This is a genomic window from Rhizobium changzhiense (genome assembly GCF_013087625.1).
Classification (GTDB): domain Bacteria; phylum Pseudomonadota; class Alphaproteobacteria; order Rhizobiales; family Rhizobiaceae; genus Rhizobium; species Rhizobium sophorae.
Genome location: NZ_JABFCQ010000003.1, coordinates 171,959 through 186,488 on the forward strand (window position 1 = coordinate 171,959; position 14,530 = coordinate 186,488).

General features: G+C 59.4%; 15 protein-coding genes. 7 read left to right on the forward strand and 8 right to left on the reverse strand.

Features of this window, described 5'->3' with window-relative positions:
- Window positions 1-149: 149 nt before the first annotated feature.
- The 3 genes from G9X68_RS15930 to G9X68_RS15940 all read left to right on the forward strand — a co-directional run bounded on the left by G9X68_RS15930 (window position 150) and on the right by G9X68_RS15940 (window position 3,239).
- Window positions 150-593, forward strand: a complete 444-nt coding sequence (locus G9X68_RS15930; RefSeq protein ID WP_171603210.1) for a DoxX family protein — start codon at window positions 150-152, stop codon at window positions 591-593.
- Window positions 590-2,188: an MFS transporter gene (locus tag G9X68_RS15935; RefSeq protein ID WP_171603211.1), complete on the forward strand. Its 1,599-nt coding sequence runs from the start codon at window positions 590-592 to the stop codon at window positions 2,186-2,188. The genes G9X68_RS15930 and G9X68_RS15935 overlap by 4 nt, the downstream gene beginning before the upstream one ends.
- Window positions 2,189-2,402: 214 nt before the next feature.
- A complete protein-coding gene (locus G9X68_RS15940; RefSeq protein WP_425328643.1) occupies window positions 2,403-3,239 on the forward strand; it encodes an alpha/beta fold hydrolase in 837 nt (278 codons plus the stop codon).
- A 144-nt stretch (window positions 3,240-3,383) separates the two neighbouring features.
- On the opposite strand, the gene G9X68_RS15945 is transcribed toward G9X68_RS15940, so the two are convergent.
- Entirely contained in the window at window positions 3,384-4,289 is a 906-nt protein-coding gene (locus G9X68_RS15945) for a helix-turn-helix transcriptional regulator (RefSeq protein WP_342355336.1), read from the reverse strand.
- A gap of 292 nt (window positions 4,290-4,581) precedes the next feature.
- Here G9X68_RS15945 and G9X68_RS15950 point away from each other — a divergent pair, with 292 nt between their 5' ends.
- A complete protein-coding gene (locus G9X68_RS15950) occupies window positions 4,582-5,415 on the forward strand; it encodes a helix-turn-helix domain-containing protein (RefSeq protein WP_171603892.1) in 834 nt (277 codons plus the stop codon).
- A gap of 133 nt (window positions 5,416-5,548) precedes the next feature.
- On the opposite strand, the gene G9X68_RS15955 is transcribed toward G9X68_RS15950, so the two are convergent.
- On the reverse strand, window positions 5,549-7,180 hold the full coding sequence (locus tag G9X68_RS15955; protein ID WP_171603893.1) for a GMC family oxidoreductase N-terminal domain-containing protein: 1,632 nt from the start codon (window positions 7,178-7,180) through the stop codon (window positions 5,549-5,551).
- 184 nt (window positions 7,181-7,364) lie between these two features.
- Window positions 7,365-8,162 (reverse strand): alpha/beta fold hydrolase, encoded by a 798-nt coding sequence (locus G9X68_RS15960; RefSeq protein ID WP_171603213.1) that lies wholly within the window; start codon window positions 8,160-8,162, stop codon window positions 7,365-7,367.
- A 142-nt stretch (window positions 8,163-8,304) separates the two neighbouring features.
- Between G9X68_RS15960 and G9X68_RS15965 the strand changes: the two genes are divergently transcribed.
- Window positions 8,305-8,772, forward strand: coding sequence for a MarR family winged helix-turn-helix transcriptional regulator (locus G9X68_RS15965; RefSeq protein WP_171603214.1), 468 nt, complete (start codon window positions 8,305-8,307; stop codon window positions 8,770-8,772).
- 20 nt (window positions 8,773-8,792) lie between these two features.
- Here G9X68_RS15965 and G9X68_RS15970 read toward each other — a convergent pair whose 3' ends face one another.
- Together G9X68_RS15970 and G9X68_RS15975 are read right to left on the reverse strand one after the other, a co-directional pair.
- Complete coding sequence (locus G9X68_RS15970; RefSeq protein WP_171603215.1) at window positions 8,793-9,572, reverse strand: SDR family oxidoreductase; 780 nt, start codon at window positions 9,570-9,572, stop codon at window positions 8,793-8,795.
- Complete coding sequence (locus tag G9X68_RS15975) at window positions 9,572-9,892, reverse strand: nuclear transport factor 2 family protein (protein ID WP_171603216.1); 321 nt, start codon at window positions 9,890-9,892, stop codon at window positions 9,572-9,574. Before G9X68_RS15975 ends, G9X68_RS15970 begins: the two co-directional genes overlap by 1 nt.
- 94 nt (window positions 9,893-9,986) lie before the next feature.
- Here G9X68_RS15975 and G9X68_RS15980 point away from each other — a divergent pair, with 94 nt between their 5' ends.
- A complete protein-coding gene (locus tag G9X68_RS15980) occupies window positions 9,987-10,889 on the forward strand; it encodes a LysR family transcriptional regulator (protein ID WP_171603217.1) in 903 nt (300 codons plus the stop codon).
- 79 nt (window positions 10,890-10,968) lie between these two features.
- Here the strand turns inward: G9X68_RS15980 and G9X68_RS15985 are convergent, their stop codons facing one another.
- Window positions 10,969-12,195: an MFS transporter gene (locus G9X68_RS15985; protein ID WP_171603218.1), complete on the reverse strand. Its 1,227-nt coding sequence runs from the start codon at window positions 12,193-12,195 to the stop codon at window positions 10,969-10,971.
- 118 nt (window positions 12,196-12,313) lie between these two features.
- Between G9X68_RS15985 and G9X68_RS15990 the strand changes: the two genes are divergently transcribed.
- Entirely contained in the window at window positions 12,314-12,904 is a 591-nt protein-coding gene (locus tag G9X68_RS15990; RefSeq protein WP_171603219.1) for a TetR/AcrR family transcriptional regulator, read from the forward strand.
- A 68-nt stretch (window positions 12,905-12,972) separates the two neighbouring features.
- On the opposite strand, the gene G9X68_RS15995 is transcribed toward G9X68_RS15990, so the two are convergent.
- Window positions 12,973-13,584, reverse strand: coding sequence for a nucleotidyltransferase family protein (locus G9X68_RS15995; RefSeq protein WP_171603220.1), 612 nt, complete (start codon window positions 13,582-13,584; stop codon window positions 12,973-12,975).
- Complete coding sequence (locus G9X68_RS16000; protein WP_171603221.1) at window positions 13,577-14,506, reverse strand: XdhC family protein; 930 nt, start codon at window positions 14,504-14,506, stop codon at window positions 13,577-13,579. The genes G9X68_RS15995 and G9X68_RS16000 overlap by 8 nt, the downstream gene beginning before the upstream one ends.
- Window positions 14,507-14,530: the final 24 nt, after the last annotated feature.

The window sequence follows — 14,530 nt, forward strand, 5'->3', positions numbered from 1 at the left end:
AATTTGCTCTACCAGATCGTTTATTGCGATAATCGCAACTAAATCGAAATAATTAATGTAATTGTTGGCGGTAATCTTTCTGGCCAATATCGCTCCACTAACGGCAAACAAAGCCGCTTGTTTCGATCGACTACACGACAGGAGCAGACATGATTGATCATTTTTCGTCCACCCGCCACCGGGACTCGCTTCTTGCGCGGATCATCGCTGCACCAGCGACACGGTTCATCGCGCTCCTTGCTCTCTGTGCGGCCTATATCCAGGGGCCGCTCACCAAGCTCTTCGATTTCCAGGGCGCAATCGCTGAAATGAACCATTTCGGCCTGCGTCCCGCGGCACTCTTCGCAGTCACCGTTATCGCCTTCGAATTGGCGGCCTCGGCCATGGTGGCGTCGGGGATCCTTCGCTGGGCAGGAGCGCTGGCGCTCGCCGGGTTCACGCTCTTTGCCACCTTTATCGCCCTTCGTTTCTGGGAGCTGCCCCCAGGCATGGACCGCATGATGGCAACCAACGCTTTCTTCGAACATCTCGGGCTCGCTGGCGCTTTCATCATTGTCGCCGCAAATGATCTGACCAAGGGAGCTGGCAAATGAGCGCTACCAAATCCTCCGGGGGCAGCTTTGCTCCCCTTGCCCAGCCAGTCTTCGCAGTACTTTGGGCTGCAACCGTCCTCGGAAATACCGGCAGCTTCATGCGCGATGTCGCCAGTTCCTGGCTGATGACCGATCTATCGGCCTCCCCGGCCGCCGTCGCGCTGGTGCAGGCGGCCGGAACCCTGCCGATCTTCCTCCTGGCAATACCTGCGGGCGTGCTCACCGATATTCTTGATCGTCGCAAGTTTCTGATTGCCGTGCAGATTTTGCTCGCGTCAGTCAGTGTAAGCCTGATGATCCTGGCAAATACCGGCATGCTTTCGGTCAGCGCGCTGATCGGCCTGACCTTCCTTGGCGGGATCGGCGCCGCGCTAATGGGGCCGACCTGGCAGGCGATCGTGCCGGAGCTGGTGAAGAGAGAGGACGTCAAGAGCGCCGTCGCGCTCAACTCGCTCGGCATCAATATCGCGCGGTCGATCGGACCGGCCGCCGGGGGACTTCTCCTTGCAGCCTTCGGTGCAGGCGTCACCTATGGCGCGGATGTTGCAAGCTATCTCGTCGTCATTGCGGCGCTCGTCTGGTGGCCGCGGGCAAAGAATGCAAATGATACGTTGGCTGAAGGCTTCTTCGGCGCGTTCCGTGCAGGCCTGCGCTACACCCGCGCCAGCAAGCCCTTGCATGTCGTACTTTTGCGCGCTGCGATCTTCTTTGCCTTCGCCAGTGCCATCTGGGCACTCCTGCCGCTCGTCGCCCGACAATTGCTCGGTGGTGACGCAGGCTTCTACGGTATCCTGCTTGGCGCCGTCGGCGCTGGCGCAATCGGCGGCGCATTGCTCATGCCTAAACTGCGCGAACGTTTTAATGCCGATGGCCTGCTGCTCGGTGCCGCTGTTATCACAGCACTCGTCATGGGCGCTTTGTCGCTCGCGCCGCCGAAATGGGTCGCCATCATTGTTCTGCTCTTTCTCGGAGCTGCGTGGATCACGGCCCTGACCACGCTGAATGGGGCAGCGCAGGCCGTGCTACCGAACTGGGTCCGCGGTCGCGGTCTGGCGGTCTATCTCACCGTCTTCAATGGCGCGATGACGGCAGGTAGTCTTGGCTGGGGTGCCGTTGGTGAAGCTGCTGGAGTGCCGGGAGCGCTGCTGATCGGCGCGGCGGGACTGCTCATCGCGGGCTTCATCATGCATCGCTTAAAGCTGCCGGCCGGCGACGCGGATATGGTGCCATCCAATCACTGGCCAGAACCCTTGGTCGCCGAGCCGGTAGCCCATGACCGTGGCCCTGTCCTGATCCTCATCGAATACCATGTCGAAAAACATCATCGCACAGCCTTCCTGCATGCGCTGGATGAGATGTCCCACGAGCGGCGGCGGGACGGGGCCTATGGATGGGGGGTGACCGAAGACTCCGCCGATCCGCAAAAGATCGTCGAATGGTTCATGGTCGAATCCTGGGCCGAGCATCTTCGCCAGCACAAACGGGTTTCAAATGCCGATGCTGATCTGCAAGGCCAGGTCCTCGCCTATCACTCGGGAACGGACAAACCGGTCGTGCGGCATTTCCTGACAATCAACCGGCCGGGAGCCGCCTAACAACGCGGGATAGTAGCATCCCCCCTACCCTCGAATCATAGCCACTAAAGGATCACGGTACCCGAAAATGACCGAGAACATCCCCTCCATCACCCGCCGCAGCGCATTGCTTTCCGGAGCTGCCGCCGCAGCCACCATGGTACTTCCCACATCGTTTGGCCTAGCGGCCAACGCTGCTTCCACCACCACCACCTCAATCAAAGGAGACAATAGAATGGGCTATATCACCACCAAGGACGGCGTCGAAATCTTCTACAAGGATTGGGGTCCGAAGGATGCCCAGCCGATCGTCTTCCACCATGGCTGGCCGCTCTCCTCGGACGATTGGGATGCGCAGATGCTGTTCTTCCTGGCAAGGGGCTTCCGCGTCGTGGCACATGACCGCCGTGGCCACGGCCGCTCTGCTCAAGTTTCTGACGGTCACGACATGGACCACTATGCCGCCGATGCCTTCGCGGTCGTAGAGGCGCTCGATCTGAAGAACGCCGTTCATATCGGCCATTCGACTGGCGGCGGCGAAGTTGCTCGTTATGTTGCAAAATTTGGCCAGCCTGCCGGCCGCGTCGCCAAGGCCGTTCTGGTCTCCGCCGTTCCGCCGCTGATGCTGAAGACCCCAACAAATCCGGGCGGCCTGCCGATCGAAGTGTTCGATGGCATCCGCAAGGGCGTCGCCGAGAACCGCGCACAGCTCTTCGTCGATTTCCCCACGGGTCCGTTCTATGGTTTCAACCGTCCTGACGCCAAGGTCTATCCGGGCGTTATCCAGAATTGGTGGCGGCAGGGCATGATGGGCAGTGCGAAGGCCCATTACGATGGGATCAAGGCCTTTTCCGAGACGGACCAGACGGAAGACCTGAAGGCAATCGCCGTTCCGACCCTCGTCATGCACGGCGACGACGACCAGGTCGTGCCGATCGACAACGCGGGCAGGCTGTCCGTGAAGCTGGTCCAGAACGGCACTCTGAAAGTCTACAAGGGTTATCCGCACGGCATGCTGACAACCCACGCTGACGTCCTGAACGCCGACCTCTTGGCATTTATCCAAGCTTGATTGGACTGTCCGGGTGTGACTGCCTTCGCCGCACCCGGATCCGGCCGAACAAACCCGACGAAGCTGGCTGTCACCAGGACAGTCCTGAGCGATCTGTTCCGAAGTTGAGCTCAAAGCCGAGCGGCGCTGCTTGACGGTTTTCTGTTAGTGTCGGTTACGCAAGCGCCAGTCTGCGGGAGGCACTCCGACGGCCTTCGTGAAGGTTGCGACGAATTCATTTTCCTCCGGAAACCCACACTCTGCAGCGATCCGGGCAATAGTTTCACCGGTTCTGCTCAGTTGCGATTGGGCTTTGCTCATTCGATATGATGCAATCCATTCCGAAACAGACTGCCCGGTCGTGCTCAAAAATCCGGAACAGAGCTCATCGACTGAAAACCCGCATGCTTCGGCGATCTTATCGACCGGAGTGCCGCCTGACAGGTTGGCAGCTATGTACGCCTTGATGCGCTTTTCCTGCAGCGGAGACAACTGACCGGTGCCCGAAAGGTGCTGGATGGGGGACCGCCCGTAACGATGCGCAAGATGGGCGCTTAACGCTAATCCGATATGAGGAAGCAGTGTGTCCCTGACCTCTTCCGGCATGTCGAACATCGGTATCAGCGCACCGCCGATATTGCGGACCACCTGATCGCTTATCCCGCGGCAGGTTGTCAGGTCATCAATACGCGGCTCGCCTGCTTCCTCAAAGAGCTCGATAAAAAGCGCGCTTGGGATATGAAACACGAGTGCTTCGAAGCAGCCACGAATCGAAATTGCGGCGCCATTCCTCAGACTGATGAGACACATAGAGCCTCTGGAATAGGTCTTCAGAGGTGTCCGTGTTCCGTCGGGCAGAATGTCGCGATGATCAACGTCGACGAGATAGAGCATGAGCAGAAAAGCGTCATCAGCCGGCAGGACGATTGTATGTTCGCCATTGCCATAGGAATGCTCGAGATGGACGACAGCCAGCTTGGCTTCGCAAAGGGGCCTGATTACCAGCGCCCTTGCGGCCGTAATCTCAAAACATGCCGCAATTCTCTCACTGACCGTCAACGCTTCACTCACATGTGTCTCGATCATCCTGGCTGGGGACTATATAGCCGTACCGACGAGATGCCGCGCTTCCAAATTTCCTACACAGGTTTCAAACGGCAATCTTGAACAAAAGGATCCTTGCGGAGCCGATTGGACAAATTGTCGTGAGGCAAGCATAGCGTGGGAAAGCTACCAAAACCGGTAGGTCCCGTGTTCGAGTGTCTAAAAATGAAAGAACTGCGTCGTGGTCCAAGTTCTCCCCCTCCGCCACCAATCTTCCACTCGAAACTCGATCGACGGGTTCGGGTGCTCGTTGAAGCAGTTGTCGATCAACCAAAGCCTGCCTGGTTCAGACATTGATATCTTTCGGAAGGCGACAGCCAAAACTGAACTTGATCAGGTCACGACGCCGGCAAGCGATCGAGGTTTTGTCGTCGGGGTTTCCTCGCTCGGTGGCCACACGCGGCGCATCTTCCACGAACATCACGCGACAACCCACGACTTTGCCGAAAACTCGATTTATATCCGTGATCTCTCGGAACCGTACAAGGCAGACCTGGGCGGGCCCTTCGATTTCGTTTTATTTGAAATCTCGCCAGCGTCTCTCATCAAAATTGCCGATGATGCAGAGACACCACGCGTGACCTCCCTGTCAGCCGAAACCGCATCGAAAGATGTCGTGCTTGCCAATCTTGCTCGGGCGCTCATTCCGGCACTCGAAAAACCGGAAGAAGCCAACGCGCTGTTCGTCGACCAGATGACGACAGCCATCGGCACCTATCTGCTCCAGCGCTACGGCGGCCAGCCCGTTAAAGTTTCCGATAGGTCGCAAAAGCTTTCCCGCTCACATGAGGATTTGGCGAAAAGTCTGCTTCTCGAAAACCTAGATGGCAACGTGTCAATTTCCGAGGTTGCGCAGCTCTGTGACCTTTCACGCGGATATTTCATTCGCGCATTTCGCGACACAACCGGCATGACGCCTTACCAGTGGCTTCTTCGTGAGCGAATAGACCGAGCCCGTGACCTCTTGCGGACCTCAAATGCTCCGCTCGCCGAAGTGGCCATCGCCTGCGGTTTTGCGGACCAAAGCCATTTCACGCGCGTCTTTGCAGGTATAGTCGGCACTACGCCTGGCAATTGGCGCCGTAACGCCTGATCCAGACAAGCCCTTGGTAGGGTTCTGCCCAATAGAGGGTCTTGACCCAATACGAACCGTCGTCCCGGCACTGTGCAAAAAAAGCTCGGCGGCCCGCGTATGCTGGCCGCTGAGCTCCACGTAAATCTCTTCATCAAGTGGGCTGAGTGAGTCCTCCGCTCAGGTCTGGCAGGCTATGCATCTTTCGGATCAGATCAGCCGCCCGCTCTCCAATGACAACGCAGGGCGCCATTGTATTACCGGTGGTGATCCTCGGCATGATCGAGGAGTCTGCGATGCGCAGGCCATCGACGCCGTACACCTTGAGTTCGTTGTCGACCACCGACATGCTGTCGCGTCCCATTTTGGCTGTGCAGGATTGATGCCAGTAGGTGACCGCCGAACGCCGGATAAAGTCGATCATCCCTGACTTGTAGCGCGCGCCCGGAGCCGCCTCGCCTGTCACCAGTGGCGTGAAGGCATCGCTGTTTCCGAGTTCGCGACACAACTCGACCGCAGCCAAGGCGGCCGCCATGTCTTCCGGCGCGCTGAGAGAATTCGGTTCGATCAGGATAGGGTCATTCGTATTGGGGCCGGAGAGCCGCAATCGACCACGGCTTTTTGGCTGGGCGAGACCGTTAAACATCGTCCACCCATGTTGCGGGGTTTCGAGGCCCGTCTCGATCGGTGACGGCACAGCGAACTCCAACTGGCACTGAAGAATGTCCGGCTGCGCAAGACGCGAGTCGCTTTTCCAGTAGAGTTTTGCCTCGCAGCCGCTACCACCGACGGCTTCTGGTTTTCGATATGCCCAGGTGCACCCGAATGCGAGATGATCCTGATGATTGCGCCCAACGCCAGGTAAGTGTTGAACCACGGGAATGCCGTGGGCTTGCAGCTCATCTTCTGGACCTATGCCCGACTGCATCAACACTTTCGGAGTATTGATCGCGCCTAGCGACAGTACCGTTTCGCAACGCGCAGTGAATTGACGCAACTGATCATCGACGAGAACCTCGATCCCCGTCACGCGCTTGCCATCGAAGATGAGGCGCGTGACCAGTGCGTCGGTCAGCACAGTCAAGTTTGGGCGCGACATGAGCGGGCTGACATAGGATCCAAAGACAGACTCCCGCTTGCCATCCCGGATCCGCAGTTCAGCGATAGATGCGCCGCCCGGGCCCTCCATCATTTCACCGTTCGGGCTATCGTAGACGGGAATGCCGATAGTGGATGCCGCACTCAACAAGGCCTCTGCGATCGGTTGGGGCGCCTGCGGCTGCGCTACGTAGGCCGGTCCTCCCATGCCGCGACGCGTTGGGTCCGGAGCGCCCTGCCAATCTTCGATCCGGCGATAGTAGCCGAGGATAGACTGATAGCCCCACGCGTCATCGCCGGCTTCAGCGGCAAAGTGGTCCCAATCCCCCTTGTGTCCTCTGGCCCACACCATGACATTGATGCTCGAACCGCCGCCGAGCCCCTTGCCCATGCTGAGAGGAAGACGTCGGCCGTCCAGGCCAGGTGCCGGTTGTCCGATAAAACCCCAGTCCCGGCTCGAGCCGAGATTGAGCGGCCACTGCGCAGGGTTTGTAACGGTCTCGGCCGCATCGTCACCGCCTGCCTCGAGCAGTAGGACGCTTGCATTTCCATCCTCTGCCAGTCGTGCGGCAACGACGGAGCCGCTGGACCCGGCGCCGCAGACGATGAAGTCGAAAACACCACCGACCTCGCTCTGAGGAACGGGCGGATTTTCGGGTGCATTCTGGTCATGACTATTCAGCTTCACGTGGTTACCTCCGTGAATGTATTGAGAAAAAAGTGCTGGGATCCCGGTGCCAAGCCACGCGATGGAGGTCATTTAGAAATCGAGCGATCTTTTACGTGTTCGCTTCGGCCCTACCGCGCCTGGTTCGACGGACTCTGTTTGTTGTCATGGGACAGTGCGGGCTGTCCCGATGACCTTGCATCAGTCATTGTTTCTTCGCCGAGACAGCCTTGGCAGCCTGATCAATGGTATCTGCGACCACCTTCGGTTGCGTCATGAACACGGCGTGGCTTGCCGAAACCTTGGTGATCTTCGCCTTGATGCGCTCTGCCATGTGGATCAGCATCGCCTGATCGAATGCCTTGTCTTCGGTAGCGATGACGGCCCAGCTCGGCTTGGTGCGCCATGCAGCATTTTCCAACTTCGTGCCGAACGCCGACATGTTGATCGGGACCTGCGCATCCCTCATGAATGCAACATCCGCATCGCTGACGTCATGAGCAAAGCCAGCCTTAAACTTTTCCGGGCTGACATATCCAAAGCCATCTTTCGTGGTCTCAATGACGAATTCCGATGCAGGAGCAAATCCTTGGTATTGCTGTGCCGTTGTCTCGCCGGCATCGGGGGACAGAGCAGAAACATAGACGAGGCCAGCAACCTTTGCGTCGACGCCCGCTTCCGTGATGACCGTGCCGCCCCAGGAATGTCCAACGAGAATGACCGGACCATCCTGCCGTTCCAGCGCACGTTTGGTGGCGGCAACGTCGTCTTCGAGGGAGGTCAGCGGGTTCTGGACGATCGTAACGCGATAGCCGCGCTTGGTGAGATTGTCGTAAACACCCTTCCAGCCAGAACCGTCTGCAAAGGCGCCGTGGACAAGCACAACGTTTCTGACGGACTGGTCTTGAGAGATGGTGTCCGCTGCGTTCGCCGGCAATGCGGCAGCGGACAGTGAGGCTGCAGCAACAATTGCGGCTACGGTGGTCGTGGTCTTGCGTGTCATGGCTATCTCCTCGTTAACTGCGATAATTGTTATCGCGATAAATATAAGCTCGCAGACTTTAGATTACTCGTCAAGATAATTCTTATCGCGATATTTAATTTTGCTATTGCATAGGCTATATGGAGGTCTACAGGAGCTCAGAATGACCGACCGCCACAACGACCCGCCCGCTCTGCACGACCAATTGTGCTACGCAATTTATACAGCTGGTATTGCCATCCAGCGTGCTTACAAGCCCCTTCTCGATGAGCTGGGCCTGACATACCCGCAGTATCTCGTGCTCAACGTGTTATGGAGCGAAGATGGACAAACGGTGGGTGCCATTGCCAACGCCCTTGCCCTGGAATCCAGCACGCTGACGCCGCTTCTAAAGCGCCTCGAGGTATCCGGCCTCCTGCGTAGGACCAGAAACCTGAGCAACGAGCGCCAGGTGTTGATTGCATTGACCGACGAAGGCCGGGCATTGCAGCACAAGGCAGGCTGTCTCAGCGATACCTTGCTTGCTGCCTCGACCCAGAAACCGCAGGACTTGGCCGCTCTGAACCGCGACGTGCGTTATCTCCGCAACGCGATCTATTCCCACATCGGCGGATGGGACGCGCCGACCTGATTTGCCGTGCATGCCGGCGCCTAGGCTGTTGGCACTGTCCCTCCATCGATCGTATATTCGGTACCAGTGATTGAAGCAGCCCGGTCGGAGGCGAGGAAGGCAATCAGGTTTGCGACCTCTTCCGGTTTTGCCGGACGACCGAGCGGAATGCCGCCCAGCCCGTCCATGATGATCTTTTTGCCGCCCTCGAGGTCAGTACCGGCCTGCTTCGCCAAGCGCTCTGCAAGGTGGACCGAAGCTTCCGTTTCGATCCAGCCTGGCGACACCCGAACGACCCGGACACCTTTGGGCGAAACTTCCTTCGAAATTGCCTTGCTGTAAGTGGAAAGCGCTGCCTTCGCCGCAGCATAGGCCGTCGTCGATTCCGGAAGCGGCAGGACTCTCTGGATGGATGTCACATGCACCACCACACCGTTTCCTTGAGCGACCATGTCCGGAACCAGTTGCCGATCCAGGCGAACGGCTGGAAAAAGGTTGAGCGACAGCTCCTTATGCCAGTCGTCTTCCGACAGTGCAGAAAATCCACCGCCGGCCGCTGACGAACCGCCTAGCATGTGCAAGATGATGTCAACGCCGCCGAGACGTTGGCGCGCGGCATCCGCGACGATTGCACAGCCTTCCTCGGTGGTCAGGTCCGCTTCAACGAACAATTCATCCGGCAAGGCTTCCGGACGCGCCCGCGCTGTCGTCAGCACCTTCGCGCCGAGTTCCCGAAACAAACTGACGGTCGCAGCGCCGGCGCCCTTGGTCCCAGCCGTAATGAGGACGCGTTTGCCTTCCAAATTGAGAAAGTCAGTCATTATTGGATCTCCAGCCTGACGATCTTGCCGTCTTTGATGGCAAACTCGTAAGCGAGGGTCACCGGACTACCGGGAAACTGGCCGCTCACTTTGGCTCGGATGAGCGCTTTGTCACCGTCGACCGTGCATTCCAAAGGTTCAGCAACGTACTGAGCCGACTTCTTCGCAGCCACCCACCATTCTCGGATTGCGGCGACGCCTTGATGGCGCGCTCGTTCGTCTTCGACGACGGCTTCGACCGCAAAGGTGTCCAGCAGCGCATTCGCGTCATTGCGACGATCTGCTTCAAAGTACGTGTCAATGATACCGGGCATATCCATTGTGTTCTCCTCATAACCTAACCGATACTTATCCCTCGACCATTGCATAAATAAGTGGGATAAACCGGCATGCGATGATGAACAGATCGGGACAATGGAACTAGCCAGCCTGAAGGAACTTGAAGCGGCCATTGCAATTGCCAGGCGCGGGACTTTTCGAGCAGCGGCCATTGATCTCGGCATGTCCACGACCGCGTTGAGCCACACGATTAGCAGGCTCGAGGCGGGACTTGGCGTGCGGTTGTTCAACCGCACCACCCGCAGCGTGTCGCTGACGGACGCCGGCCGGTTGTTTGTGCAGCAGGTCAGGCCCTCGCTGCAGGATCTCCATGCTGCTCTGGATCTGGTACGCTCCCACCGCGAGACTCCTTCCGGAACCATACGGATCAACGCAGCGCCGTTTGCGGCGCGCGCCATCATCTCACCGCTCGTGCTGGAGTTCCTGCGCCGCTATCCGGACATGAATGTCGATATCGTTACCGAGGGTAAGATGGTCGATATCGTCAAGGAGGGGTTCGATCTAGGCGTCAGGGTTGAAGGCCTCGTTCCCAGCGATATGATTGCCGTTTCGCTCGGCCGGCCTCAGCGACACGCAGTGGTTGGGTCTCCCGAGTATTTCGGGAAACATGGTAAGCCCATGGTCCCTCCGGATCTTCTCAATCACAGGTGCATTCGTGTGCGCCTGCCAGACGGCTCCTTGTTTCGATGGCGGTTCGAAAAAGACGGCGAGCCGGTGCAGATAGACGTGCGGGGGCCAATCGCACTCGATGAGGCCAGCCTTACGCGGACAGCCGTGCTCGAAAGCGCCGGCGTGGGCTATCTCTTCGAACAGGACATTCTCTCGGACATAGAGGCGGGGCGCGTTGTTCGTGTTCTCGAAGATTGGACGCCGCCGTATCCAGGGTTGTGCCTATACTATCCTGGACGCCGAAATCTGTCGGCCGGCGTCAGAGCATTCCTCGACTTAGCTCGTGAGTTCTCCCGAAATGCGACTTGACCCACTGCCTTCACCTTGAACGGTTTCGAACCGTTCAAGGTGAATCCTCCTGCATCGCTCCTGTCTACCGCCCGCCCTGTTACTGCGCTGGCTCCAGCATGGCGCAATCTTCACCGCCGGTGCACTCGCCCGACAGGGTGCGCTGACCAAGGGCAATGATAAGGACGGTCGCGGCCCCGGCCGCCGCAGACACCCAGAATCCGCTCTGGGGACCGTAGGTGTCGACGACCCAGCCCGAGACGAAGGCGCCAAGCGCCATGCCGATGCCGATGCCGGTCATCACCCAGGTGACACCTTCCGTCAGCACCGATTCCGGCACGCGACGCTCAATCAGTCCGAAGGCCGTTATAAAGGTCGGCGAGATCGCGATGCCGCTGACGAAGACGGCGATAGCAAGCAGGGTTACCGAGCTGCCGGCGACGAGCAGCGGCAGCGAGGTCAGTGCGAGAATAGCAACAGCGATCAGCAATTGACGATGCAAGGGGATGCGCAGATTGAGCGCGCCGAGAGTCAAACCCAATAGGAAGGAACCGAGGGCATAGACACCGATGACCAGGCTTGCCGCATTCGGCTGACCAAGCTCCTTGGTAATGGCGACAACACTCACTTCAGCGGTTGCGAAGATCGAGCCGACGAAGATCAGCGCGAGTGTGATGATCTGCACCGGACGCTGCCGGATCGCCGAGCCAACCGAAGCCGCGCCGGCGACATAACGCACCTTCGGCTCGGTGCCGCGCTGCACGATGAAGGCGGCCGTCCCGAGCGCTAGAAAAGCTGTGCTCACCATCATGCCGGCTTCCGGGAAAAGTGACACGGCGAGCCCCACCGACAGCGAAGCGCCGGCGATATAGACCAGTTCGTCCGCGGCACTTTCGAACGCGAAGGCCGTGTTGAGCTCAGGCTGGTTGCGAAACAGTTCCGTCCAGCGCGCCCGCATCAGCGCCGGGATGCTTGGCATGGCTGCCGCGAGGAAGGCTGAGGCAAACAGCGTCCACACCGGCCAGTTCTGGTTGGCCGCCGCGATCAGCGCGATGAACGCCAATACCGATACGATGGTTGTGGGAACGACCACTGCCGTCTGGCCCAGCCGGTCGACCGCTCGCGAAATCTGCGGCGAGATCACCGCATTGGTGAGCGCATAGGTCGCCGACACGGCGCCTGCCAGCCAATATTCACCATGTGCCTGGGAGAGCATGGCGACGATGCCGATCGGTGCCATGGCGATGGGAAGGCGTGCGAAAAAGCCGGCTGCGGAGAAGCCCTTGGCCCCAGGTGCCGCGAATATTTGTTTATACGGATTTGACATGCGACGATCCTTCCAGCTATCGGATAGAACACTTATATACGGAGCGTATGTGTTTAGATAATGCATACGTCCCGTATGTCAATGAAAAAGATACGCGGCGTATGCCAATGGAGAAGCCATGCGCAAACCGCGCCAGGAGATGATCGCAGAGACCCGCGGCAAACTTATCGCGGCCGGGCGGCGTGCCTTTGGCACGATCGGCTATGCGGAAGCCTCGATGGACGATTTCACCGGCGAAGCGGGATTGACGCGAGGGGCACTCTATCACCACTTCGGTGACAAGAGGGGCCTGCTCCAAGCCGTCATCATGGAAATCGACGCGGAGATGACTGAACGGCTGAACGAGGTCTCGGCCGCCGCTCCCACGCGCTGGCAGGGCTTTGTCGACGAGTGCTCAGCCTATATCGAAATGGCGCTTGAGCCCGAAATCCAGCGTATCATGTTTCGCGATGGTCCGGCGGTACTTGGCGATATCTCGCAATGGCAGAACGCCCCCGGCTGCATCGCCGCCCTCTCCCGCAGCCTCGACCGTCTCAAGGCCGATGGCGAGATCATCGACATCGACACCGAAACCGCCGCTCGCCTCATCAATGGCGCCAGCAGCCATATGGCGCTTTGGATCGCCAATGCCGAGGATCCGGAGGCGGTTTCGAAGCGAGCGGTCGCGGGATTCAAGGCTATGCTGGGCAGCCTCCGCAGGCAGCATTGAAGTGTTTGATTTCCTATTCAGGCTTCGATAGCGGCGCGACACCGGGGCTGCGCGCTGTCTTCCGCGCGTCAGTTCATTGCGCCGCCGGCGGCCAATACCTCGTCCGGCGTGTCGACGTCGAGCAAGGCCGCGTCGCCAACATCCACATCGAGCACAAGCAAGCCTGACGTCGCAATGATATCGCGCGCGCCGACATCGCCTTCAAGTCTCAGGACTGCCGGATTGAGAGAACGTGGCAGGATAACGGGATTGCCGGGCTTGCCCTGCGAAACGGCGCGCACGATGGCCTCGCCGCCCGCGTTGCGGAAGGCGGAAATCAGGGCATCGAGATGCGTCTTGGAAATGCCGGGCATATCGGCGAGCATGACGAGAATGCCTTCGGCGCTGTCAGCGTCCCTCGATGAGAATCCGGCTATGAGTGAGCTCGCCATGCCGCTGGCGTAATCGGGATTATCGATGAAAGTCAGAGCGAGCCCATCGAGCGCGGCCTCGATCTCGCTCCTGCGATGACCCGTGACGACAATAACGGACGCTGCATCCGCAGCGAGCGCGGTCAATGCCGACCGGCGCACGAGCGGCACGCCGTCGAACTCGGCCAGCAGCTTGTGCTTCCCGCCCTCACCCATCCGGCTTGCCTTGCCGGCAGCGAGAATGACGATCGCGACTGACGCCTTACGCATAAGCCACCAGTCTTGCCGCAGCGATATCGGCCAGAACCGACAGGGCGAGCGAGGTTGCATCCCGCGTCGGGCCGAACATCCCGATGGGCGCCTTGATACGACCGATGTCGTTCTTTCTGAAAGCCATGGCTGTCAACCGCTCGACACGCCGATGATGCGTCCGGGTGCTGCCGAGTGCGCCGATGTAAAAGGCAGGCGAGTGAAGCGCGGTCTCGAGAATGGCGGCTTCGGCGTCGAGGTCATGATGCAGGAGCACGACGGCCGTGAAGGGGTCGATGATGTCGGCTGCAACCCTGCTCCCCTCGCTTTGTCCCCTGACGATCACGTCGTAGCCGGAAGCTTCGGCCAGCCGTGCGACGGCCTGCGCTTCGATCGTCTGCCCGGAAAGGACGACGCGGGTGCGGGGACGGTAGACGGTCAGGAAATCTCGCTCGAGCCAGCACGCCCGTGGCAGGGGATCTACCGGTTCGATCGTCTGCCGCTCTGGCGAATAGGCAAGGCCGGCTGCCTGCCGCCGTCGGAGACGATCCAGAACATGCTGCAAAGCTCCAACATCTTTCAGGACATGGATTGCGACCGAGATCCCGCCGCCGCAGGGAAGGACAATGTCGAAGAAGGGAGAGCCGTCGCCGAACTTGACCGTGCGGTCCTGTCCTTGCGCCATTGCCAGAAGCGCTTCGGAAGCGACGGCGGCTTCGACGCATCCGCCGGAGACATAGCCGCAGAACCGCCCATCTGCGGCAACCGCCATATGAGCGCCGAGCGCCCGCGCGGCCCCGCCGCGGATGTCGACGAGGGTTGCGAGCGCCGCCGCGCCAAGACGATGGGCGTCGATCGCGAAGCGAAGCAGATCCGCAGGATCGTCGGTGGAAGAGGCCCTGACGGGAATTGGCGCCGTGATGGGCGCAAGTGTCTGATCCATCGGAAATCCTACAGGAAGTGACGG